Annotated in this window: 17 protein-coding genes; 7 read left to right on the top strand and 10 right to left on the bottom strand. The window is 70.4% G+C overall.

Going from position 1 to position 21,479, the window contains the following annotated elements; genetic code table 11:
* Positions 1-61: 61 nt before the first annotated feature.
* The 6 genes from ABZ464_RS41645 to ABZ464_RS41620 form a co-directional block, all read right to left on the bottom strand.
* The gene (locus ABZ464_RS41645; RefSeq protein WP_359287092.1) at positions 62-1,792 is read right to left on the bottom strand and encodes an RICIN domain-containing protein; all 1,731 of its coding nucleotides are present in this window, start codon (positions 1,790-1,792) and stop codon (positions 62-64) included.
* Between the two features lie 193 nt (positions 1,793-1,985).
* On the bottom strand, positions 1,986-3,722 hold the full coding sequence (locus ABZ464_RS41640) for a trehalase family glycosidase (protein ID WP_359287090.1): 1,737 nt from the start codon (positions 3,720-3,722) through the stop codon (positions 1,986-1,988).
* 83 nt (positions 3,723-3,805) lie between these two features.
* Positions 3,806-4,630 carry a carbohydrate ABC transporter permease gene (locus ABZ464_RS41635; protein WP_359287088.1) on the bottom strand — a complete coding sequence of 275 codons (825 nt, stop codon included), beginning with the start codon at positions 4,628-4,630 and terminating at the stop codon, positions 3,806-3,808.
* Positions 4,627-5,610, bottom strand: a complete 984-nt coding sequence (locus ABZ464_RS41630; protein ID WP_359287086.1) for a sugar ABC transporter permease — start codon at positions 5,608-5,610, stop codon at positions 4,627-4,629. The genes ABZ464_RS41635 and ABZ464_RS41630 overlap by 4 nt, the downstream gene beginning before the upstream one ends.
* A gap of 10 nt (positions 5,611-5,620) precedes the next feature.
* The gene (locus tag ABZ464_RS41625; protein WP_359287084.1) at positions 5,621-6,868 is read right to left on the bottom strand and encodes an extracellular solute-binding protein; all 1,248 of its coding nucleotides are present in this window, start codon (positions 6,866-6,868) and stop codon (positions 5,621-5,623) included.
* Between the two features lie 215 nt (positions 6,869-7,083).
* Complete coding sequence (locus tag ABZ464_RS41620; RefSeq protein ID WP_359287082.1) at positions 7,084-8,106, bottom strand: LacI family DNA-binding transcriptional regulator; 1,023 nt, start codon at positions 8,104-8,106, stop codon at positions 7,084-7,086.
* A 342-nt stretch (positions 8,107-8,448) separates the two neighbouring features.
* Here ABZ464_RS41620 and ABZ464_RS41615 point away from each other — a divergent pair, with 342 nt between their 5' ends.
* Entirely contained in the window at positions 8,449-12,102 is a 3,654-nt protein-coding gene (locus ABZ464_RS41615; RefSeq protein ID WP_359287080.1) for a LamG-like jellyroll fold domain-containing protein, read from the top strand.
* Positions 12,103-12,142: 40 nt separating this feature from the next.
* On the opposite strand, the gene ABZ464_RS41610 is transcribed toward ABZ464_RS41615, so the two are convergent.
* Positions 12,143-12,709, bottom strand: a complete 567-nt coding sequence (locus ABZ464_RS41610) for a hypothetical protein (RefSeq protein WP_359287078.1) — start codon at positions 12,707-12,709, stop codon at positions 12,143-12,145.
* Positions 12,710-12,820: 111 nt separating this feature from the next.
* On the opposite strand from ABZ464_RS41610, the gene ABZ464_RS41605 reads away from it, so the two are divergent.
* Together ABZ464_RS41605 and ABZ464_RS41600 are read left to right on the top strand one after the other, a co-directional pair.
* The gene (locus ABZ464_RS41605; protein ID WP_359287076.1) at positions 12,821-13,030 is read left to right on the top strand and encodes an amidohydrolase family protein; all 210 of its coding nucleotides are present in this window, start codon (positions 12,821-12,823) and stop codon (positions 13,028-13,030) included.
* A 110-nt stretch (positions 13,031-13,140) separates the two neighbouring features.
* The gene (locus ABZ464_RS41600; RefSeq protein WP_359287074.1) at positions 13,141-13,893 is read left to right on the top strand and encodes a sulfite exporter TauE/SafE family protein; all 753 of its coding nucleotides are present in this window, start codon (positions 13,141-13,143) and stop codon (positions 13,891-13,893) included.
* Between the two features lie 57 nt (positions 13,894-13,950).
* Here the strand turns inward: ABZ464_RS41600 and ABZ464_RS41595 are convergent, their stop codons facing one another.
* Positions 13,951-14,943, bottom strand: coding sequence for an aldo/keto reductase (locus tag ABZ464_RS41595; protein ID WP_359287072.1), 993 nt, complete (start codon positions 14,941-14,943; stop codon positions 13,951-13,953).
* A 119-nt stretch (positions 14,944-15,062) separates the two neighbouring features.
* Here ABZ464_RS41595 and ABZ464_RS41590 point away from each other — a divergent pair, with 119 nt between their 5' ends.
* Positions 15,063-15,698 carry a TetR family transcriptional regulator gene (locus tag ABZ464_RS41590; RefSeq protein ID WP_359287070.1) on the top strand — a complete coding sequence of 212 codons (636 nt, stop codon included), beginning with the start codon at positions 15,063-15,065 and terminating at the stop codon, positions 15,696-15,698.
* Positions 15,699-15,839: 141 nt separating this feature from the next.
* Here the strand turns inward: ABZ464_RS41590 and ABZ464_RS41585 are convergent, their stop codons facing one another.
* Together ABZ464_RS41585 and ABZ464_RS41580 are read right to left on the bottom strand one after the other, a co-directional pair.
* The gene (locus ABZ464_RS41585) at positions 15,840-16,520 is read right to left on the bottom strand and encodes an SDR family NAD(P)-dependent oxidoreductase (RefSeq protein ID WP_359287068.1); all 681 of its coding nucleotides are present in this window, start codon (positions 16,518-16,520) and stop codon (positions 15,840-15,842) included.
* 414 nt (positions 16,521-16,934) lie between these two features.
* Positions 16,935-18,647, bottom strand: a complete 1,713-nt coding sequence (locus ABZ464_RS41580) for an IlvD/Edd family dehydratase (RefSeq protein WP_359287066.1) — start codon at positions 18,645-18,647, stop codon at positions 16,935-16,937.
* 49 nt (positions 18,648-18,696) lie between these two features.
* Between ABZ464_RS41580 and ABZ464_RS41575 the strand changes: the two genes are divergently transcribed.
* From ABZ464_RS41575 to ABZ464_RS41565, 3 genes are read left to right on the top strand one after another with little or no spacing between them, the layout of a single operon-like run.
* Complete coding sequence (locus tag ABZ464_RS41575) at positions 18,697-19,521, top strand: IclR family transcriptional regulator (RefSeq protein WP_359287064.1); 825 nt, start codon at positions 18,697-18,699, stop codon at positions 19,519-19,521.
* Positions 19,522-19,566: 45 nt separating this feature from the next.
* Complete coding sequence (locus tag ABZ464_RS41570) at positions 19,567-20,427, top strand: fumarylacetoacetate hydrolase family protein (RefSeq protein ID WP_359287062.1); 861 nt, start codon at positions 19,567-19,569, stop codon at positions 20,425-20,427.
* A gap of 11 nt (positions 20,428-20,438) precedes the next feature.
* Entirely contained in the window at positions 20,439-21,470 is a 1,032-nt protein-coding gene (locus ABZ464_RS41565) for an alcohol dehydrogenase catalytic domain-containing protein (RefSeq protein WP_359287060.1), read from the top strand.
* Positions 21,471-21,479 lie beyond the last annotated feature (9 nt).

Below are 21,479 nucleotides of genomic sequence, written 5' to 3'. Positions count from 1 at the left end.
GGACTTCACGACGCACGGGCAGTGTGGCCGTCCTGTCCTGCACCGGACGGCCACACATCCGTCAGCCCTTGCCGACGAGTCGCCAGATCTGGTTCTTCTTGGTGCCCAGTGCGCTCGCGGGGTCGCAGGTCCACTGGTGGACCAGGGCGCCGGCCGCGGTCGAGACGTTGCTGACATCGACGCACTTGCCGCTGTGGACGGCGACCAGCTGGTAGTCCTTGCCGTTGCCCAGTGCCGTGACGGGGTTGAGCGTGAACTGCTGGTTGGTGCCGCCGTTGCAGGTGTACTGGACGACGGCGGCGCCGTCCGCCGTGGAGGCCCCGGAGACGTCGAGGCACCTGCCGCTGAGCTCGTTGACCACGGTGTACGTGTCGGTCCTGCCGCTCACCGGCTTGAGGTCGAGCATCTGCTGGTAGCCGCCCTCGCAGTGGTACTGCTGGTACTGCGTGCCGTTGGCGGTGCTCAGGTTGGTGTCGTCCAGGCACTGCCCGCTGTTCTCGCTGACCGCGACCGTGGAGACGGTCGTGTCGGACGGCGGGAGCAGGGTGACCGTGTAGCCGTCCTTGGCGTTGCTCCAGGGGATGCTGACGGAGGCCGCGTTGTTGCCGACCGTCAGCGTGGTGTCGGAGATCGTCTCGGGACCGGCCACTGCGGCACCGCCGTTGTAGGGGACCCGCTGGACGACGGCCCGCACCTTGCCGCTTTCCACCACGGACGTCGTGTTGAGCCCGGTGAGGTTGACGGTGACCGTGCCGGTGTTGCCGTTGCTGCCCAGCAGGATCTTGGCGTTCCTGGCGGTGTTGTCCTTGGTGGCCAGGCCGTCCGTGCCGGTGCCCGGGACCAGGTTGACGATGTTGCCGGTCTGCGAGCCGTAGTAGCGGTACATGAACCACTCGCCCAGCGGCAGGTACTGGCCGGCGCTGTTCTTGGTCAGCAGGTTGGCCTCGTAGTCGTGCAGGTTCGTACCCCCGCCCCAGTTGCCGCGCAGCCCGTCCGCGCCGGCCCGCTCGAGGCGGCCCATGAACCAGGCGCCGCCGCCCGGCGACTGCATGGACAGGGTGGCGTACTCGTTGATCTGGTACGCCCGGGTGTTGGTCAACCCGGCTGCGGCGAGGGTGGAGTTGGCGCGGCCGACATCGGTGACCGGGTCGCCCGGCTCGTCGTGCCAGCTGTAGATGTCGGGGGCGACGTTGTTCGCCTTCACGTAGTTCAGATACGTGGTCCACCACGTGTTGGACGCGTTCGGCTGGCCCGCGATGCTGGGCCCGACGATGAGCTGGTTCGGGAACGCGGCCCGGACCCTGGCGTAGAACCGCGACCACATCTGCAGATACTGGCTCTGCGAGGGCCCCCAGAAGTTCCTGCCGTCGGGCTCGTTCCACAGGTCCCACTGGACGGTCATGTTGTTGGCGCGGACGTCGTTGACGAGCTGGGTGACGAAGTCGTCGAACTGGGTCCAGTCACCGTTGTCGCCGGGCCAGCCCTGGGTGGTGGTGGCGTCGGCGCCCCAGAGGTCGTGCGGGAGCAGGACGAACGTGCCGCCCAGCGCGGTGGTCCGCCTGTACTGGGCCAGAGTGGAGTTCCAGCGGGTCTGGTAGCCGGCCAGGCTGGTGCCGTAGCCGCCGTTGTTGAGCTGGGCGCCGCCGGCCCGCATGAAGTGCCACTTGATGTCCTTGAAGAAGTGGTCCTGCGGGAGTGAGCCGTTCGGCGTCATCCCGTAGATCATGCCGGAGGCGTGGTAGGCGGGGGCACCGCCGGCGGTGGCGAAGTCGACGGTGACGCCGGTGTCCACGGCCCGGGAGGGGGCGGCGGGTATCAGGGTCGTGGCCAGGGCGGTCAGAAGGACGGCGACGGACGAGAGCGCTCGCCGTCCCGTACGGGGTCTTGACCTGGGTAGGGTTCCGCGCGCATTCATGGTGCGGCTCCTGAGGGGAGGGGGAGGAACCGGGGCTCGATCGGCCCCGGGGCCGACGGGAGGCGGCCGCTCAGCGGCCTTCTCGGTGTGCGTGTGCTTCGGCCAGCAGGAGGTAGCTGCTGGCGGTCCAGGTGTAGGCGCGGTCGCGCAGGCCCGTTCCCGTGAGGGCGTCGAAGTTCTCGGCGAAGCCGTGCGTTTCGCACAGGGCGCGGAAGCGGGCGCTGATGTCGTCCGCGAGGCGCTGGTGGCCGGCGCGGCGCAGGCCGTCCTCGACGAGGACGGTGGCGGGGGCCCAGATGGGGCCGCGCCAGTAGCCGTCGGAGAGGTAGTGCGGTGAGGTGGGCAGTTCGGTGGCCAGACCGTACGGGGTCAGATGGGCCTTGATCCGGTCGGCCAGCGCGCTGCTGACCTCGCCGGGCAGGTGTTCGCCGAGCACGATGGGCATGAGATCGAGGAGGCTGGAGCCGCTCCAGGTGTCCCCGGTGGCCGCTCCGCGGGCGACGAACCGGTCGCCGGTCCAGAGCTGGTCGAGCAGCGCCTTCTGCAACTCCTCGGCGGCGGCCGTCCACCGGCGCTCCTGCTCCGGCTGGCCCAACTCCACCGCGAGTTCGGCGAGTTCGTTCAGCTGGAGAACGAGGAAGGCGGTCAGGTCGGCGGTGACGACCACCCGCTCGGGGTCGAAGGTGGTGGCGTTGTCCCAGCCGCTGTCGTTGCCGTGCTGGTAGTAGGGCAGTTGGGCGTCGGGGGCTCTGCGCGCGGTGAGCCAGAAGTCCGTCCAGCGCTCCAACCGGGCGTACGACTGGCGGAGTTCGCCCTGGCTGGGAGGTGTCGGCAGGCGGCGGCGCAGGCGGCCGAAGGTCCAGCCGTGGATGGGCGGCTTGACGAAGTTGTAGAGGACCTCGGAGTGGGTGACCGAGTCGGGCAGGGCGCCGCTGTCGTCCTGGTGGTCGAAGGGCAGGGCGAACTGGTCCAGGGCCAGTCCGGGGCAACCGGGGGCCAGGGCAAGGGCGTTGAAGCAGTGGTCCCAGCTCCAGACCTTGTCCATCCAGTGCTTGGACATCAGCACGGCGGGCCGGGTGACCAGGCCTGCCGGGCGGACGGTCGCCGACCATACGACGTAGGCGGCGAGTTCGGCGGCCGGGGTGGCGGACGAGCGCCAGGGGGCCACCGCGTCGACGAACTCCGCGAACGCGTCCCGAACGGACGCCACGATGTCGTCGAAGGTCGCCGAGGACGCGTACGGCGGGCGGGCGGCGTCGAGTTCCTCGATCGCGATCTCCCAGGTCCCGTCCGCCTGCGCCGCCACGGTGAGACCGCGGTCCCCGCCGCCCAGGGCCTGTTCTCCGGTCGGTGCCGCGAGGGTGCCGGACAGCACGGTGACGCGGTAGCGGCGTCCGGTCTCGTACGACGTGAACACGTGCGCCCGCGCCGCCGGGTCGTGGAAGAAGTACGTTCCGGTGAACGGGGTCAGGGTGTACGCGGTGGCGAGGACGCCGACACCCAGCCCGCTCCCCCGCAGCCGAACGGTGTCCGCGGACGCGTAGGCGAGGTCGATGTGCCCGCTGTCGCCGGTCCAGGCGAGCAGGCCGGGTGTCGCCTCGACGCGGGTGGCGGCCCGCTCTCCGGTGGCCGGGTCCACGGGCATCAGACGCAGGACGGCGTGCATGCCGTTCTGGTGCGAGACGAGGTGAAGGTCCTCGGCGTGGGTCTTCTCCGCCACCACGGGTGAGATGTCGAACCAGGACCCGTAGGTGCTGAACGGGATGTCGTGGACGGAGAAGGCCGGGCCGGACGGGGCGGCGGTCATGTGGCGTGACTCGTTTCTGGGGCAGGAGGCGACGTCGACTGACGCACGGGGGGGTCAGCCGTCGTGGCCGGATCGGGGGGGGCTCAGTCCTTGACCGCGCCGGCGGTCACGCCGGCCGCGACGTAGCGCTGGGCGAGGACGAGGATCACGGCGGCGGGCAGCGAGGCCACGACGGCGGTGGCCATGATGGCGTTCCACTGCTGGTTGTTGTTGCCGATGTAGTGGTAGATGCCCAGGGTGATCGGCTCATGGGCGCCGCCGTTGACCAGGGTGCCGGCGAAGACGAAGTCGGACCAGGACCACAGGAACGCGAACAGCGACACCGTGACGACGGAGTTGCGGCTCATGGGCAGGGCGACGGACCAGAAGGTCCGCAGGGCCCTTGCTCCGTCGAGCTGCGCGGCCTGGATCAGCTCGCCGGGGATACCGGACATGAACGCCGTGAAGATGAGGACGGCGAACGGCACGGCCAGGGTGGAGTCGGCGACGATCAGGCCGGGGACGGACTGGAGCAGGCCGAGGCTGAGGTAGACGGCGTAGAAGCCCATCGCCATGATGATGCCGGGGATCATCTGGGCGGCCAGCAGGACGAAGCCCAGCACTCCGCCGCCGCGCGGGCGCAGCTTGGCCAGTGCGTAACCGGCGGGCGCGCCCAGCGCCACGGTCAGCACGACGGTGCCCAGAGCGACGACGAGGCTGGTCCCCAGGTAGGGCAACTGCTCGTCGAGGACGGTGCGGTAGCCCGCCAGGGTGCCGTGGACCGGCAGCAGGTCCGGTGGGCTCTTGCGCATGTCCTGGTCGCGGGTGAAGGACACGTTGAGCATCCAGTAGAGCGGGAAGAGCATGACCGCCGTCAGCGCGACGCCGATCGCGGTCCTGCCCCACGTACGCCTGCGGCCTCGGCTCATGACAGGGCCTGCTTTCTCTGCACCCGTAGGTAGACCAGGCCGAAGACCAGCGCGGCGACGACGAGCAGGTTGCCGACAGCCGCGCCCGGGCCGAAGGCGGGCAGGAGGTTGCCGAAGCCGAGCTGGTAGGACCAGGTGGCGAAGGTGGTGGACGAGTCCGCGGGGCCGCCCTTGGTCATGATCCAGATGATGTCGAAGACCTTGAGCGTGTAGACCAGTCCCAGGAGCAGGGTGATCGCCGAGACGGGGCGCAGCAGCGGGAAGGTGACGCGCCAGAAGCGCTGCCATGCGTTCGCGCCGTCGAGAGCCGCAGCCTCGTACAGCGATCCGGGGATGGACTGCAGACCGCTGTAGAGCACGACCAGGTTGAAGGGGACACCGATCCAGATGTTCGCGATGATCACCGAGGCCAGCGACCACGACGGTGAGGTCAGCCAGTTCACCGGCCCGATTCCGACGGCGTGCAGAGTGGCGTTGACGACGCCGGACTCGCTGTTGAGCATCCACGACCAGGTGGACGCCGAGACGATCAGCGGCAGCAGCCACGGCACCAGGAACAGGGCGCGCAACGTCGCCGACAGCGGGAAGTTCTGGTGGAAGAAGACCGCGAGCGCGAGCCCGATGGCGTACTGGAAGACCAGGCACACGGCGGTGAACACCGCGGTGTGGAGCAGGGCCGGGGCGAAGGTCGGGTCGTCGAGGACGGTCCGGTAGTTCGCCAGGCCCGTGAACGGCGCGTCGCCCTGGACGAACGAGCGGACGGTGTAGTCGCGCAGGCTCAGGTCGAGGTTGCGGTAGAGCGGATAGGCGTAGAAGAGGGCCAGGTAGACGGTCACCGGGGTGAGGAAGCCCCAGGCGGCCCACTGCGGGGAGGTGGGCCGGCGGCGTTCCGGGCCGGGGGCCGGGGGCGGGGCGGCGGTGACCGCCCCGTTCCGCACGCCCGTGGACCGGTGATCCGGCGGATGCGTCGTCTGCTTCATCGGACGCACGTCACTTGGCCGCGTCCTGCGCCGAAGCGAGCGCGTCCTTGGGCGACTCGGACCCGCTGAGGGCGGACTGGACGGCCTTCCACAGCTGCTCGGAGATCTTGGGGTACTTGGTCCCGAGGTCGTCGCTGGTGCGGCCCTTGGCCGCCTTGACGGCGTCCACCCACGGCTTCAGTTCGGCGTTCGCCGCCACCTGCTTGTCCTGGACCCGGCTGGTGGGGGCCACGTAGGACAGGGTGGTGTCGGTGTCGTAGAGGTTGTCGGTGCTGGTCAGGCAGGTCACCAGCTTCCGGGTGGTGGCGTAGCGGCCGGTGTCGTCCTGGACCGGGACGGTGACGAACTCACCGCCGGTCGGGGCCGCGGCGTTGCCCCCGCCTGCGCCGGGAACGGGCAGGACGCCGTAGTCGAAGCCGGCCTTGTCGGCGTTGCCGAGCTGCCAGGTGCCGTTCTCCGCGAAGGCGTAGTCACCGCTGGCGAACTCCTGCCAGCTGGTCGTCTGGGTGTTGTTGAGCACCGAGTTCGGCGCGTAGCCGGACTTCAGCCAGTCCTTCCACAGGGAGAGGGCGGACACGGCCTGGTCGGAGTCGAGTGCGGTCAGCTTCGCGCCCGAGCCCCAGAACCACGGCAGGAACTGGAAACTGCCCTCCTCGGTGCCGATCGCCGAGAACGTGATGCCCTTCTTGCCCGCCTTCTCGACCTTCGCCAGTGCCGCCGTCAGCGACGTCCAGTCCTTGACCGAGGCGATGTCGACGCCGGCTGCCTTCAGGACCTCCTTGTTGTAGTAGAGGGCGAGGGTGTTGGCGCCGATCGGTGTGCCGTAGGTCTTGCCCGCCGACTGGCCGGCGGCGAGCAGGTTGGGGTCGACCTGGGAGGTGTCCAGCTTGTTGTCCGCGGTCGTGGTGAGCACGCCCGCCTCGGCCAGGGTCGACACCACCGGGTTGTCGACGACGAGGACGTCCGGCGAGTTGCCCTGCTGCGCCGCCAGCAGCGTCTTGTTGCCCAGATCGCTGGTGTCGAAGCCGGTCCGCTTGATCTTCACGCCGGCCTTCGTGCCGCACTGGTCGAGCAGCTTCGCCCAGGCCGAGCTCTTGTCGAACTGCGGGTACGGGTCCCAGACGGTGTACGTGCCGCTGCCGGCGCCCTTGGTGTCGGTGCTGCCCGAGCCGGAGGAACAGGCCGTGGCACCGGCGGTGACGGCCAGGGCGGTGAGGGCTGCGGCGGTCAGACGCCGCTGTCTGGAGGAGACGTTCATGGCGAGGGGTCCTTTTTTGGGCATGCGGGTGCCGAGGCACGGGGTGGCGAGGAGAAACGGGCACGTCGAACGGCGCCGCCGACCGGTTCGGGCGTCCGGTTCGGGCGTCCGGTTCGGGCGTCCGGTTCGGGCGTCCGGTTCGGGCGTCCGGTTCGGGCGTCCGGTGAAGTGAGGAGATCTACGGGAAGGACGTGAAGGGGGTTACGCCGGTGCGGTCAGGACGCCGTACCGGCTCCGGCGGGCCCGGTGCTGGCCCGCAGAGAGATCGGGGGCGCCAGGAGATGGTGCCGGGGCGGCGCGTCGGGATGGTCGAGCCGCTCCACCAGCAGGTCGACGGCGCGCCGGCCCATCTCCTCCGCGGGTACGTCGGCGGCGGTGAGCTGCGGGGTCACGGTCTCCGCCCACCGGCCGGCCACGACCCCGGTGACGGAGAAGTCGCGCGGTACATGCCGGCCCGCCTGGGCGAGCCCCCGGTAGAGACCGCCCAGGGCGGCCTCGTTCAGGGTGACCAGGGCTGTGGTGGCGGGGTCGTCGTGCAGGATCTGCTCCAGGCACGCCTGGCCCGACGCGGCGTCGTCCCCGCAGCAGTACGTCCGCACGGTGAGCCCACGCTCGGCGGCGGCCTTGGTGAAGCCGTCGAGGCCCCTCCGCGCGGACTCGTATCCGGCCCGCAGCAGCTGTTCGGGCCGGTTGACGAAGGCGACCCGGCGGTGGCCGAGGTCCGCCAGGTGGTGGACGCAGGCCGCCGCGAGCGCGGTGTGGTCCAGGCCCACCCACCAGCCTCCTTCCGGATGGGCGGTGCGGCCGATGGCGACGGAGGGGAAGCCGAGGGCGGCCAGGTGATCGACCCGGTCGTCCTCCAGCCTGATCTCCATGAGGATCGCGCCGTCGACCCGCCGCTCCCCCAGCAGCCGCTGGAACGAGCGATCACTGTCCACGCCGCTCGGGGAGAGCAGCACGTCGTAGTCGTGGACCGCGGCCGCCTCCACCACGCTGCCGATGAAGTCCAGCTGCATACCGGTGTAGTGGTTGCCGGCCGGCGGGAAGACCAGGCCGATGGTGCTGGTCCGGCCGTTGGCCAGGGCGCGGGCGCTGGCGTTGGGCCGGTAGCCCAGCTCGTCGATGACCTCCTGGATCTTCCGGCGGGTGTCGTCCGAGACCGGGCGCTTGCCGCTCAGCGCGTACGACACCGTGCTCCGCGAGACACCGGCCCGCCGGGCGATCTCACCGATGTTCATGGCGACTCCTTGTTCGAACCAGTCTCGCTGTCGAACCGGTTCGCGTGAAGTGAAGGTAGGAACTGCCTCCACCCCTGTCAACACCGCCGGACGAACTTTCCCGACCCATGACGGGAGCGCGGAAACCTTCCGCCCAGGGGATTGCTGGCCGGGAGCCCCGGTGCTAGCTTCCCCGAACCGGTTCGACACCGCGATCCCTCCGACAGCCGAAGGCCCGGTCCACCCTCCCCCAGGACACACAGGGCCGCCACCCCACCGCCCCGGACGTTCCCCGCTTCTTCCCGCCCACGCAATCGAACCGGTTCGATGCCCGTCGACACTCAAGGATTGAGGACGCAGTCCATGCCACCCACCGAAAGATCCCCCCAGGGCCGCCGGGTCCCGGCCGCCGTGGCGCTGGCTCTCGGGGCGGGCCTGCTGGCCGCGCCGGCCGTCCCGGCGCGGGCAGCCGATACGCCCCGGCCCGCGGCGCACTACACCTTCGACCAGGACGACCTCTCCTCCGCCGAGATCACCGACAGCTCCGGCAACGGACTGACGGCGACCCTGGTGAACGGCTCCACCGCCCGGTCCGTCGCGGGCGCCGACGGCGGCACGGCACTCGCCCTTCCCGGCGGAGCGCCCACCTCCGACGGGGCGTATGTCCGTCTGCCCCGCGAAGTACTGGGCGACGCAAGCGACTTGACGGTCTCAGCCCGCGTGAAGTGGAGCGGTGACACTTCGTCCTGGCAACGGATCTTCGACCTGGGCACCGACACCACCAGGTATCTGTTCACCACCCCGTACAACGGCAGCGTGCTGCGCACCGCCGTGACCACCGGCGGAGGCGGTGCGGAGGCCCAGGTCTCCGGCTACGCGCCGCTGCCCGCCGACGGTTGGCGGACCGTCACCGTCACCCTCGACACCTCGGCCCAGCGGGTCATCACCTACCTCGACGGCGTGGCGGTCTCCTCCGCCGCGACGAGCGTCAAGGCCAAGGACCTGCTCGACGGTTCGGCGACGGCCGCCGGCTACATCGGCAAGTCCTTCTACCAGGACCCGCTGCTCAAGGGCGCGATCGACGACTTCACAGTCTGGCACTCCGCGCTCAGCCCCCAGCAGGTGGCCGCCACGGTCGGAAACCTCCCCGGCCTCCAGCAGCTCTCGCGGACGTCCTTCGAGATCCGTACGACCACCGGGACGGCCCCGTCCCTGCCGGCCGCGGTCCGCGCCTCCTTCTCCGACGGCTACGACCGCGACACACCGCTCACCTGGGACGACGTGCCATCCGAGAAGTACGCCGAGGCGGGGACGTTCACGGTGGCCGGAACCGCGGCCGGGCGCGCGGTGAAGGCCACCGTCACCGTGGTCCGCGAAGGACAGCTCACCGTCGACCTCGCGTCGGACACCGGCGCCTTCCACGGCGGCGCCTCCGGCACCCTCTACGGCGTGTACGGACCGGACGTCCCCACCGACAACCTCATCGAGGGCATGGGCCTGCGCACGGTCTCCACCAAGGCCCAGGACGGCCCCCAGCACCCCGGTGCCGACGCGCTGGACGTGGTCGGGCCGCTGGCCGACTCCACCGACGGCGATGTGTACATCTACATGACCGACATCCACCGCGGCTTCCCCTACGAGTGGCCCGGCGGCACCCCGGCGGAGAAGCTCAAGCTCTACGAGGAGAAGATCGCGAAGCAGGTCGACCAGGTCCTGCAACTGCCGCGGCGGTACCAGGACAACATCGTCTTCGTGCCGTTCAACGAGCCCGAGGGCAACATGTTCGGCACCGGCGCGTGGAGCTACGACAAGGTCAGCTGGCTGAGCGATCCCGCCGCCTACTTCGCCGCCTGGGACTCCGCCTACCGGCTCATCAAGGGCAGGATGCCCGCCGCCCGCATCGCGGGCCCCAACACCAGCGTCCTGTACGACCAGGTCAAGGGCTTCCTCGCGCACACACTGTCCGCCGGCACGCTCCCGGACGTCATCACCTGGCACGAGCTGAGCCACCCGGAGGCGGTGCGCCGGAGCGTCGCCAAGTACCGGTCATGGGAGAAGGAGTTGTTCGAGGGAACCGACCACGAGGGCACCCGACTCCCCATCAACATCAACGAGTACGCCTTCAACTACCACACCTCCGTCCCCGGCCAGATGGTCCAGTGGGTGTCCGCCATCGAGGAGTCCAAGGTGGACGCCGACATCGCGTACTGGAACATCGACGGCAACCTGTCGGACTCCGCGGTGCAGTCCAACCGCGGCAACGGCCAGTGGTGGCTGCTGCACTCGTACGCCTCGATGAGCGGCCACACGCTGACGGTGACCCCGCCGTTCCCCGGCGAGAACTACACCATGCAGGGCGTGGCCACGCTCGATGAGAGGAAGAGGCAGGCCCGGCTGCTCTTCGGCGGGTCCACCGGCAAGGGCCACATCACCTTCGACAACATCCCGAAGAAGCTCTTCGGCAAGCGGGTGCACGCCTGGGTGCGCGAGATCGAGTGGAGCGGGCAGGTGGGCGACTCCTCCGGTCCGAAGCTGCTGGCGGAGACGGACCTGAACGTCGGTGCCGACGGTACGGTGTCCGTCGACTTCGGCGACGGCACGCTGCCGGTACTCGAGGAGTCCTCGGCGTACGAGATCGTCCTCAGCCCCGCCGGGAAGGCGGCGGGCACGCAGTCACCGCCCGTGCGCTGGCAGGCGTCGTACGAGGCGGAGGACGCCGCCCACACCGGGTCCGGCTACTCCAGGAACGGCCCCGAGGGATCGACCCGCGACGTGTCGAAGTTCTACACCTCCGGCGGCTACGACGTCGGCGGACTGCGCACCGGTTCGGACGTCACGCTCGACTTCACCGTGGACGTGCCCGAGGACGGCGCCTACGACCTGAGCGTCTTCGCCAACTCCCTCAACACCTACGACAAGGTGAAGGAGCAGGGCCCCACCAACGTGTTCCTGCGCGTGGACGGGGACGCGGCCGGCGAGCAGCAGCTGTACCTGCCCCTCGGCTACAAGTGGGTGGTCTGGGACCACACCGACACCAAGGTGAAGCTCACCAAGGGCAGGCACATCCTGACGCTCGCCGCGAAGAGCCTCGACGGCAGGCGGGCCACCAAGGGCGACGCCATCGTCGACCGGCTCACCCTGTCGCTGCCGGGGGCTTCGGCCGGCACGCGGGTGTACGAAGGTGAGTTGGCCTGGCTGCACGGTGGAGCACGTCCGGTCTACGACCTGCCGAGGCGGGCGACGACGGGCTCGGGCGCGGCCCGGCTCGCCAAGGGCCAGACGGCCACGTTCTGGGTCTACTCCGCCACCGACGGCGAGAGCACCCTCACCGTCGACAGCCTCGGCGGCACCGGCGCCCGGCTCTCCGTCGGCGGACACGACGTCCTGCGCCTGGACAAGGGCCGAAACAGCGTCGCGGTCTCCCTCTCCGGCGGCGTCAACAAGGTGACACTGACCGGGGGTTCGTCCACCACACTCGTCGACCGCCTTACGGTCACGCCCTCGACGGATGCGCTCAGGACGCGTACCTACGAGGCCCGGGACGCGAAGCTCGCGGGCACGGCCTCGCTCACCCCGCTCTCCCTGGCCACCGACGGCACGGCGATCACCGGGATCGGCGGCGACCCGGGCAACGGCAACACGGCGACCTTCACCGTCACCGCCGACCGGGCCGGCCTGTACGCGCTGCGGATCCGCTACTCCAACCCCGAGCAGGCCGAAGCCACCCACTACAACCCCGACCCCCTCGCCCGCCACGCCGACATCACCGTCAACGGCGGCGCGGCACGCCGCGTCGGTTTCCCGCACACCTTCCACCAGAACAACTTCTGGGAGCTGACGGTCCCCGTCGAGCTCGAGACGGGGAAGAACACGATCACGTTCAGCTCCGAGGAAATACCGAACTTCGACGGCACCACCTACGCCTCGGACACCTTCCCGGGGGTACTGCTCCGCTCCCGCTACGCGCCCCTGCTCGACCGGATCACCGTGGCACCGTACGCACGGCAGGTGCGCTGACCCGTCCGTAGGTCCAGAGGGCGAGCGCGGATGCGGATGGTCAGGGTGCTGTAGGAGTAGTTCGCCGCTCTGTTGCCCGTCCGGTGACAGGGCGGTGTTCCGCCTGGACGGGCGCCGCGAGCCCGGTCAGGTCCCACACTCGTACGGTTCTGTCGTTGCCGCCGGTGACGGCGACGGCCCGGCCGTCCACCACGGCTGTCGCCGCTCCCCAGACCATGCCCCTGTGCCCTTTCAGGGGTTCGCCGACTGGCCGGCCGGTGACCGGGTCCCACATCCGCACCGTCCCGTCCCCCGTGCCGACCAGGGCCATGAGACGGCTTCCCACCACCGCTTTCACCACCGCGCCCACCTGGGAGTGCGCTTCCAGGGGCGCGGCTGCGGGCTGACCGGTGGCCAGGTCCCCTACGCGTACCGTCCCGTCGAAGTCGCCGGTGACGGCGATGGCACGACCATCGACCACGGCTGTCGCTGCGGCGCGTACGTCGTTGGTGTGGCCGTCCAAAGGCTCACCGATCTGTATCCGGTCGGTCAGGTCCCATACCCGTACGGTCTGGTCGTTGCCGCCGGTGACGGCGACGGGCCGGCCGTCCACCACGGCTGTCGCCACCGTCTCCACCCAGGACCCCGCACGGCACCTACGCCCGCGACCTGCAGCACTTCGTCGAACTCCTCGGCTACACCCCGATGCAAACGCTGGCTCGGCAGGGAGATCATGCGGATGCCCGACGAACTCGGGCAGATCAAGCCCGGCTTCTACGCCGACCTCATCCTCGTCGACGGCGACCCGCTCCAGGACATCACCGTCCTGCAGAACCGCGACAGGATCGTCGGCATCATGAAGGGCGGCGCCTTCCACAAGGACCCCGGCCACGGCGCGCCCGCAGACGCCGCCGCCCCGGCCGATCAGCCCGTCGTCGTCACGGCCTGACCCCCAGACCTGGTGCCCCCGGTTCCAGTCCCACCCGGGGGCACCAGCAGGTCCGCAAGGGCACACACTAGGGGGCGCATACCCGGGCCGTACGAAAGGAAGGGCGAGGCGTGGACATCTGGCAGGCCGTGGCGATCACGGCAGCCGCCATCGCGGCCGGAGGCCTCAACGCGGTGGTCGGTTCAGGGACACTCATCACCTTCCCCACCCTGCTCGCCTTCGGATACCCGCCCGTCCTGGCCAACGTGTCGAACAACGTCGGCCTCATCCCAGGCGTCCTGAGTGCCGCCTACGGCTACCGCCGCGAACTGAAGGGCCAGCGGCGCCGCCTGGTCCGCCTCGGTGTCGCCTCCGCCACCGGCGGACTCGTGGGGGCGCTGTTGCTGCTGAAGCTGCCGGCCGACGCCTTCGAGTCGGCCGTACCCCTGCTCATCCTGGCCGCCTGCGTGCTGATCCTGCTCCAGCCCCGCCTCAACCGCCGACTGCGCGCACGACCCTCCGGCCGCGAGAACGGCGGCCCGGCGATGTGGCTGGGCGTAGCGGCGACGGGCGTCTACGGAGGTTATTTCGGCGCGGCCCAAGGTGTCCTGCTCGTGGGCCTGCTCGGCAGCTTCCTGCACGACAGCCTGCAGCGGATCAACGCCGCCAAGAACGTGCTGGCAGCCATCGTCAACGGCACCGCCGCCCTCGTGTTCCTGACGGCGACCGACATCGACTGGACCGTCGCCGGACTGATCGCCGTCGGCTCGACACTGGGCGGACTGCTCGGCGCCCGGCTGGGTCGCACGCTGCCCGCGACCGCACTGCGCGTCACCATTCTCACCGTCGGCATCACCGCGGCCGTGGTCATGACGGTGCGCTGAAGAGCTCACGCCGACCACCGACTTCAGTGTGTGGGAGCCGTCCCGCACGTCCTGGAGTCAGTCGGTCGACATCGTGGCCAGCATGGCGGCCGGGTACCGGCTTCCCGCAGAACCCTGGGGAAGGATCTGCCTGATCTGCCCGAGGTCGGCCTCGGTGAGTTCCACGTCGGCCGCGGCGGTGTTCTCCGCCAGGCGGTCGGCGTTGCGGGTACCGGGGATCGGGACGACATCGTCACCCTGGGCGAGCAGCCAGGCCAGCGCGAGCTGGGCGGCGGTGATGCCCTTGGCTGCGGCAAGCTTCTTGAGCTGCTCGGTGGCGTTGAGGTTGTACGTGTAGTTGTCGCCCTGCCAGCGCTCGTCCCAGCTGCGCATGTCGTCCGCCGGGTACTCCGCGGCGGGCTTGACCACGCCGGTGAGGAAGCCGCGGCCGAGCGGGGAGTACGGCACCAGGCCGATGCCCAGCTCCCGCACGACCGGCAGGATCTTCTCCTCCACCCCCCGTTCGAAGAGCGAGTACTCGGACTGCAGGACCGAGACCGGGGTGACGGCGTGGGCGCGACGGATGTACTGCGGGCCGACGTTACTCACGCCGAAGTACTTCACCTTGCCCTCGGCGATCAGCTCGCCGACCACGCCCGCGACCTCCTCAACGGGTACCTCGGGGTCGGAAACGTGCTGGTAGAAGAGGTCGATGTAGTCGGTCTGCAGATGGCGCAGGCTGTTCTCGGCGACCTTGCGGATGTTCTCCGGTCGGCTGTCGAACCCGGCACCTATCTGCTGCGCGGTCATGTCGAAACCGAACTTGGTGGCCAGGACCACCTCATCGCGGAAGCCCTTCACGGCGTTACCGAGCAGGATCTCGTTGCTTCCGGTGCCGAGGCCGTACAGCTCCGCGGTGTCGAAGAAGTCGACCCCGAGTTCATGGGCCCGGCGGATGGTGGCGGTGCTCTCGTCGTCGTTCGAGGAGCCGTAGGCGAGGGTCATCCCCATGGTGCCGAGGCCGAGCGCGGAGACACGCAGGCCCTGTGAGCCGAGGTCGCGGTGGTGCATGAGATCTCTCCTGACATGAGTGCCAGTCCGGCCACTTCCAAACCGAACCGTTCGGTTTGACTCTAGACGCCGACCGCCGGAATGCCAAACCAAACGGTTCGGCGCCTTATCCTGGTCGTATGCCTCGCTCCACCACGACCGACTCGACCTCCGAGCCCGCCGCTCCGGAAGGTGCCGACTCCACGCGTGAGCGGATCGTCGCCGCCGCGACGGACGAGTTCGCCCGCCATGGAATCGCCGGTGCCCGGGTGGACCGCATCGCCAGGCAGGCCAGGACCAGCAAGGAACGCGTCTACACGTACTTCCGCGGCAAGGAGGCGCTCTACGCCCACGTCTCCCTGCTCGAACTGACCCGGGTCGCGGAGGCCACCCCCATGGACCCGGCCGATCTGCCGGGTTACGCGGGCCTCCTCTTCGACCACTTCACCGTCACCCGCCCCGACCACCACCGTCTGATCACCTGGGGGCGCCTCGAACTCACCGGTGCCGCCGCCCCCTCCGGGGCCGATCCGGTCCGGGAGACCGTGGTCCGCAAGATCGGCCAGTTGCGCGAGGCGCAGCGAGCGGGGCAGCTGGATCCCGCCTGGGACCCGGTCGACGTACTCGCGCTGGTCAACCAGATCGCCACCACTTGGGCGGCTCAGGGCGAGATCGGTGCCGTCGTGGCGGAACAGGCCGCGGACCCGTCCCTGGCCGCCCGCCGCGCCGCCCTGGTCACCGCTGTCGAACGTCTCTTCCCCCGCGCGAGCCCATGAGCCGACCGACCGGCCCGAATCCGTCTGCGACAGCGCGCAGCAACAGCCGCGAAGGCCGGCGGGTGCGGTGCTTGTAGAACCACGACCCGCTGGGCGTTCTCCCGCCGCAGCCGCTCGAGCTCCTCACGCCGACGCGAGCTCTCAGTACGTCGCCCGCCCGCCGCTGATGTCGTAGACCGCGCCGGTGGAGAAGCTGACCCGGTCGGAGGCGAGGAACGCCACCAGCTCCGCCACCTCTTCCGGGCGTCCGATCCGCCGCATGGGAATGAGGCCGGTGATGTGTTCCAGCACGTCGGGGGCCGTGCTGTCGTTCATGGGGGTGGCGATCACCGCCGGGGTGATGACGTTGACCAGGACACCGCTGGTGGCCAGTTCCTTGCCGGCCGACTTGGTGAGGGCGATCACGGCCGCCTTGGACGCGGAGTAGGCCGACAGGTTGGGGTTGCCGTCCTTGCCGGCCATGCTGGCGAAGTTGACCACGCGTCCCCAGCCCCGGGCGCGCATCCCGGGGACGAAGGTTCGCATGGTGTTCACCGTGCCCAGGACGTTGACGTCGAGAACCCGGCGCCACTCCTCGGTGGTGGTCTCCGTGAGCGGCTTGTTGGGGCCGACGACGCCCGCCGAGTTGACGAGTATGTCCACCGGTCCGATCTCGTCGCTGATCTGGCGCAGAGCTTGTTCGTCTGTCACGTCCGCGCAGGCGTCGGCGCTGTGGATGTCCAAGGTCGTCACCCTCACCCCTTCGCTCCGCAGCCTCCGGGCGGCCGCTCGGCCGAGCCCGCTGGCGCCTCCGGTGACGAGGGCCGCCTTCGTGGTCGTCATGGCTCTCCTGTGAGTCGAGGGCGCGGGTACGAACGCGCGAGCTTTCGGTCGGTCCTCCGACTGGATCACGTCCTCGGCGGGCGCGGCGGCCACGCGCAGCAGTGCCGGGTTGAGAGCGGGCTGCGTCGAGGCACGGGTGGGCGGCAGTGCGGGGACGTAGCCGAGTGCCGCCGCGCGGAAGGTCCCGGGACCACGCGGGTACGACGTCGGTGCCGAGCATCGCCCTCCCGGTGGCTGTCGCGCCGGCGGGCAGGGCGGCCGGCACGGCACGCCCCGCTGTGAGCGCACCGGCCGCGACGCGGGTGGCACGTCCCAGTGCCGGGCTGCGAGGCGTCATGGGCGAAGGAGAGCCGGCCGGGGGCACGGGCGGCCACCGCGCCCGGTGCCGCCGCTCCGTCGGGCGTGGGGAGACCGTCAGTGCGACTCACGGCTCACCTCGGATCCGCTGGAGCCGACCAGGAAGTCCAGGTCGGCGCCGGTGTCGGCCTGCAGGACGTGGTCGACGTAGAGGCGTTCCCAGCCGCGGCGGGGAGCGGCGAATCCGTCGACCGTGGCCTGGTTGGGCCTGCGGGCCGCGAGTTCGTCGGCCGGTACGTCGACGTCGATACGGCGGGCCTCGACGTCGAGGCTGATGAAGTCCCCGTTGTGTACGACCGCCAGCGGACCGCCCGCCGCGGCCTCCGGTGCCACGTGCAGCACGACGGTGCCGTACGCCGTGCCGCTCATCCGGCCGTCGCAGACCCGGACCATGTCACGCACGCCCTGTTCGAGCAGCTTCCTCGGCAGTGGCATGTTGGAAACCTCGGGCATGCCCGGATAGCCCTTGGGGCCACAGCCGCGCAGGACCAGGACGGAGTCCGCGTCGACATCGAGGTCCGGGTCGTCGATACGGGCGCGGAAGTCCTCGATGGAGTCGAACACCACCGCCCGGCCGCGGTGTCGGAGCAGGTGCGGCGAGGCCGCTGCGGGTTTGATGAGCGCGCCGTCGGGGGCCAGGTTTCCCCGCAGGACGGCGATGCCGCCCTCGGCGACCAGCGGCTCGGCGCGGGTGCGGATGACCTCGCCGTCCCAGATCGGGGCGTCGTCGAGACAGTCGACGAGCGGGATGCCGGTGACCGTCAGCGCATCGGGATCGAGCAGGTCACGGACCTCGCGCAGGACGGCGAGCAGGCCTCCGGCGCGGTGGAGGTCCTCCATGAGGAAGCGGCCGGCCGGCTGGAGGTCCACCAGGACGGGCACCCGGGAGCCGATGCGGTCGAAGTCGTCGAGCGTCAGCTCGATGCCCAACCGGCCCGCGATCGCCAGGAGATGGACGACGGCGTTGGTCGAGCCGCCGATCGCCGCGAGCGCGACGATCGCGTTGTGGAAGGATGCCTCGGTGAGGAAGGTCGCCGGCCGCCGGTCGGCGCCGACCATGTCCACCGCGAGTCGCCCGGTGTGGTGCGCCGCCTCCAGAAGCCGGCTGTCGGGAGCGGGAGTTCCGGCCGTTCCGGGGACGACCGTACCCAGGGCCTCGGCGACCAGGGCCATGGTCGAGGCGGTGCCCATGGTGTTGCAGTGCCCGCGGCTGCGGATCATCGCCGACTCGGAGCGGGTGAACTGCTCCTGGGAGAGCGTGCCGGCCCGCACCTCCTCCGACAGCCGCCAGACATCGGTGCCGCAGCCCAGCGGCTTGCCGCGGAAGGTCCCGGTGAGCATCGGACCGCCGGGGACCACGACCGCGGGGAGGTCCACCGAGGCGGCGGCCATCAGCAGCGACGGGATCGTCTTGTCGCAGCCGCCGAGCAGCACGACGCCGTCGACGGGGTTCGCGCGCAGCATCTCCTCCGTGGCCATCGCGGCCATGTTCCGCCAGAGCATCGCGGTGGGCCGCACGTTCGTCTCGCCCAGCGACACCACCGGCAGGTCCAGCGGGATGCCGCCGGCCTCGTACACCCCGTTGCGCACCGAGGCCGCGACCTCGTCCAGGTGGGCGTTGCAGGGGGTCAGATCGGAGGCGGTGTTGGCGATGGCGATCTGCGGCCGGCCGGTGAATGCGTCGTCCGGGACGCCGCGGCGCATCCACGCCCGGTGGATGTAGGCGTTGCGGTCCCGGCCCGCGTACCACTGTGCGCTGCGGAGCGTCACCCTGAGCCCCTTCCGATAATCGGTACGCCGATCTAAAGTCTGGAACGCCATGAAGCATACGCAGACATACGACGGATCGACAGACCCCGGCGAGGACGGCGCGACCGGCGCCGACGGCGGTCGGCTCGTGGGCTCGGACCGGGTGCTCGCAGTCCTCAAGGAACTCGCCCGGTACCCCGACGGGGTGGGCCTGGACGAGCTGACACGCGTGATCGGCAGCCCGAAGCCGACCGTGCACCGGGCACTCGGCGCCCTGCGCCGGGCCGGGCTGGCCGACCAGGACGCCCACGGCCGCTACGTGCTCGGCGACGAGTTCCTGCGCATGGCCTTCGCCCACCACGAGGCCCGGCCCGACCACGTCCGCGTCCACCCCGCACTCGAAGCACTCGCGCACCGGTTCGGCGAGACGGCCCACTACGCGGTCCTCGACGGCCGCGATGTCGTCTACCGCGCCAAGGTCGACCCGCCCGCCGGCGCCGTCAAACTGACGTCGACGATCGGCGGACGCAACCCCGCTCACGCCACCGCCGTCGGCAAGCTGCTCCTCGCCTCGCGACTGGGCACCCTGGAGGAGGTCGAGGCGTGGGTCGGCGATGCGCCCCTGGAACGACGTACCCCGCAGACCCTGTCTACGCCCCCCGACCTGCACCGTGAGTTGCTGGCCACGGCCGAACGCGCCTACGCCGTCGACAACCAGGAGAACGAGACCGGCGTCAACTGCCTCGCCCTCCCCGTGTATGCCACCTCACCCACGACGCCGTCCGGAGCCGTGAGCATCAGCGCGCTGGCATACCGGACACCCTTGACCGCCCTGCTCGACGCCCTCGACGAGATCCGGGCGCTGCTCGGCCGGCTCGGCGAGCCCCACTGCTGAAAGCCCCACCCCTCCCCCACTCACCGAACCCTGGAGACACCCCCCGTGTATCTCATGCGCATCGGCGAACCCGGCACCGAGAAGCCCGTCGCCCGCATCGACGACGAGACGTACGTCGATCTGTCGGACGTCGTCACCGACTTCGACGAGACGTTCTTCGGCGACGGCGGCATCGACCGCGTCCGCCCCCTCGTGGCCGAGCGGGCCGCCGCAGGCCAGGTCTCCCGCTTCGCCGGAGAACGCATCGGCGCCCCCATCGCGCGCCCGCACCAGATCCTGTGCATCGGGCTCAACTACCGTGACCACGCGGCCGAGAGCGGCATGCCCGTCCCCGACGAGCCGATCCTGTTCACCAAATCGCCCAACACCCTGATCGGCCCGAACGACGACGTGCGCATCCCACGTGGCTCCACCAAGGCCGACTGGGAGGTGGAACTCGGCATCGTCATCGGCCGCCGCACCAGCTACCTGGAGTCGGTCGGCGACGCCCGCGGCGCCATCGCCGGCTATGTCGTCGTCAACGACGTCAGTGAGCGCGCCTTCCAGTTGGAGCGTGGCGGGCAGTGGGCCAAGGGCAAGTCCGCCGAGACCTTCAACCCGGCCGGGCCCTGGCTCGCGACCGCCGACGAGGTCGACGACGTGCTCGGCCTCGACATGTGGCTCGACGTCAACGGCGTGCGCCGGCAGACCGGCAGCACCAAGACGATGATCTTCGACCCGTACTTCATCGTGCACTACCTCAGCCAGTTCCTCGTGCTGGAGCCCGGCGACCTGATCAACACGGGCACTCCGCCCGGCGTCGGCATGGGCCTCACCCCGCCCGTCTACCTCCGGCCGGGCGACGTGATGGAACTGGGCATCAAGCAGCTCGGCACCCAGCGCCAGAACGTGCTCGGGCCCCGGTGAGCCTGCCCTCCATGCGGGCGTTCGTCCTGACGGCGCCTGGCGTCCACGAGATCCAGGACCTCCCCGCGCCGGTGGCCGGGCCCGGCGAAGTCGTCGTCGAGGTCGAGCGGGTCGGCGTCTGCGGCACCGACGTGGAGTTCTTCACCGGTGAGATGGCCTACCTGCACCAGGGCCACTCCGCCTACCCGTTGCGGCTCGGGCACGAATGGTGCGGCCGGGTCACGACGGTCGGCGACGGCGTCGATCACGGGTGGATCGGTCGACGAGTCATGGGCGACACAATGATCGGCTGTGGTTCCTGCCGACGCTGCCGGCGCGGGCACCAGCATGTCTGTGAGAGGCGGCACGAGGTGGGCGTGCGCACCGGCCGCCCCGGCGCACTGGCCGAGCAACTCGCCGTTCCGGTCGGCTCGTTGCACGCCCTGCCGGACTCCGTCGACGAGGTGCTCGGCGCACTGGTGGAGCCGGGCGGCAACGCCCTGCGCGCTGCTCGGGCCGCCTCGGCGCGGGCCGGAGACCGCGCACTGGTCCTGGGCCCGGGGACGATCGGCCTGCTGAGCGCGATGTTCCTCCGCGCCGCCGGGGCGGAAGTCCACCTCGTGGGCATCGAGGAGGGCTCGCTCGCCTTCGCCCGGGGTCTCGGTTTCGAGCACGTGTGGACGGAGGACTCGTTGCCGGACCTGCCGTTCGACGCGGTCGTCGACGCCTCGAACGCCGCCCATCTGCCCGACCTGGCGCTGGAGTTGGTCGAACCCGCCGGCCGCCTCGTGTACATCGGCCTGGCGGGCGAACCCAGCAGGGTCGACACCCGCACCCTCGCCCTCAAGGACGTCACCGCCGTCGGCATCCTGTCCGCTTCCCCCGGCCTCGACGCCACCATCCACGCCTACGCCGACGGATCCATCGACCCCAGACCCCTGGTCGCCTCGACCGTCGGACTCGCCCAGGTGGGTGCGGTCCTCGCCGGCGAGCGGCCGCCGGACGCGGGATCCGGTCCGAAGATCCACGTCGACCCCCGTCGACACGCCGTCCGATCGTCCTGAGGAGTCATT

Origin of the sequence: Streptomyces sp. NPDC005820 (genome assembly GCF_040630255.1) — a bacterium.
Taxonomy (GTDB): Bacteria; Actinomycetota; Actinomycetes; order Streptomycetales; family Streptomycetaceae; genus Streptomyces.
This window is presented reverse-complemented; position numbering and strand designations above follow the sequence as displayed.

Coding starts and splice junctions, on each gene's coding strand:
- ABZ464_RS41640 (WP_359287090.1), bottom strand. CDS start 3,722: ATGACCGCCGCCCCGTCCGGCCCGGCCTTCTCCGTCCACGACATCCCG.
- ABZ464_RS41635 (WP_359287088.1), bottom strand. CDS start 4,630: ATGAGCCGAGGCCGCAGGCGTACGTGGGGCAGGACCGCGATCGGCGTC.
- ABZ464_RS41630 (WP_359287086.1), bottom strand. CDS start 5,610: ATGAAGCAGACGACGCATCCGCCGGATCACCGGTCCACGGGCGTGCGG.
- ABZ464_RS41625 (WP_359287084.1), bottom strand. CDS start 6,868: ATGAACGTCTCCTCCAGACAGCGGCGTCTGACCGCCGCAGCCCTCACC.
- ABZ464_RS41620 (WP_359287082.1), bottom strand. CDS start 8,106: ATGAACATCGGTGAGATCGCCCGGCGGGCCGGTGTCTCGCGGAGCACG.
- ABZ464_RS41615 (WP_359287080.1), top strand. CDS start 8,449: ATGCCACCCACCGAAAGATCCCCCCAGGGCCGCCGGGTCCCGGCCGCC.
- ABZ464_RS41605 (WP_359287076.1), top strand. CDS start 12,821: ATGCCCGACGAACTCGGGCAGATCAAGCCCGGCTTCTACGCCGACCTC.
- ABZ464_RS41595 (WP_359287072.1), bottom strand. CDS start 14,943: ATGCACCACCGCGACCTCGGCTCACAGGGCCTGCGTGTCTCCGCGCTC.
- ABZ464_RS41590 (WP_359287070.1), top strand. CDS start 15,063: ATGCCTCGCTCCACCACGACCGACTCGACCTCCGAGCCCGCCGCTCCG.
- ABZ464_RS41585 (WP_359287068.1), bottom strand. CDS start 16,520: ATGACGACCACGAAGGCGGCCCTCGTCACCGGAGGCGCCAGCGGGCTC.
- ABZ464_RS41575 (WP_359287064.1), top strand. CDS start 18,697: ATGAAGCATACGCAGACATACGACGGATCGACAGACCCCGGCGAGGAC.
- ABZ464_RS41565 (WP_359287060.1), top strand. CDS start 20,439: ATGCGGGCGTTCGTCCTGACGGCGCCTGGCGTCCACGAGATCCAGGAC.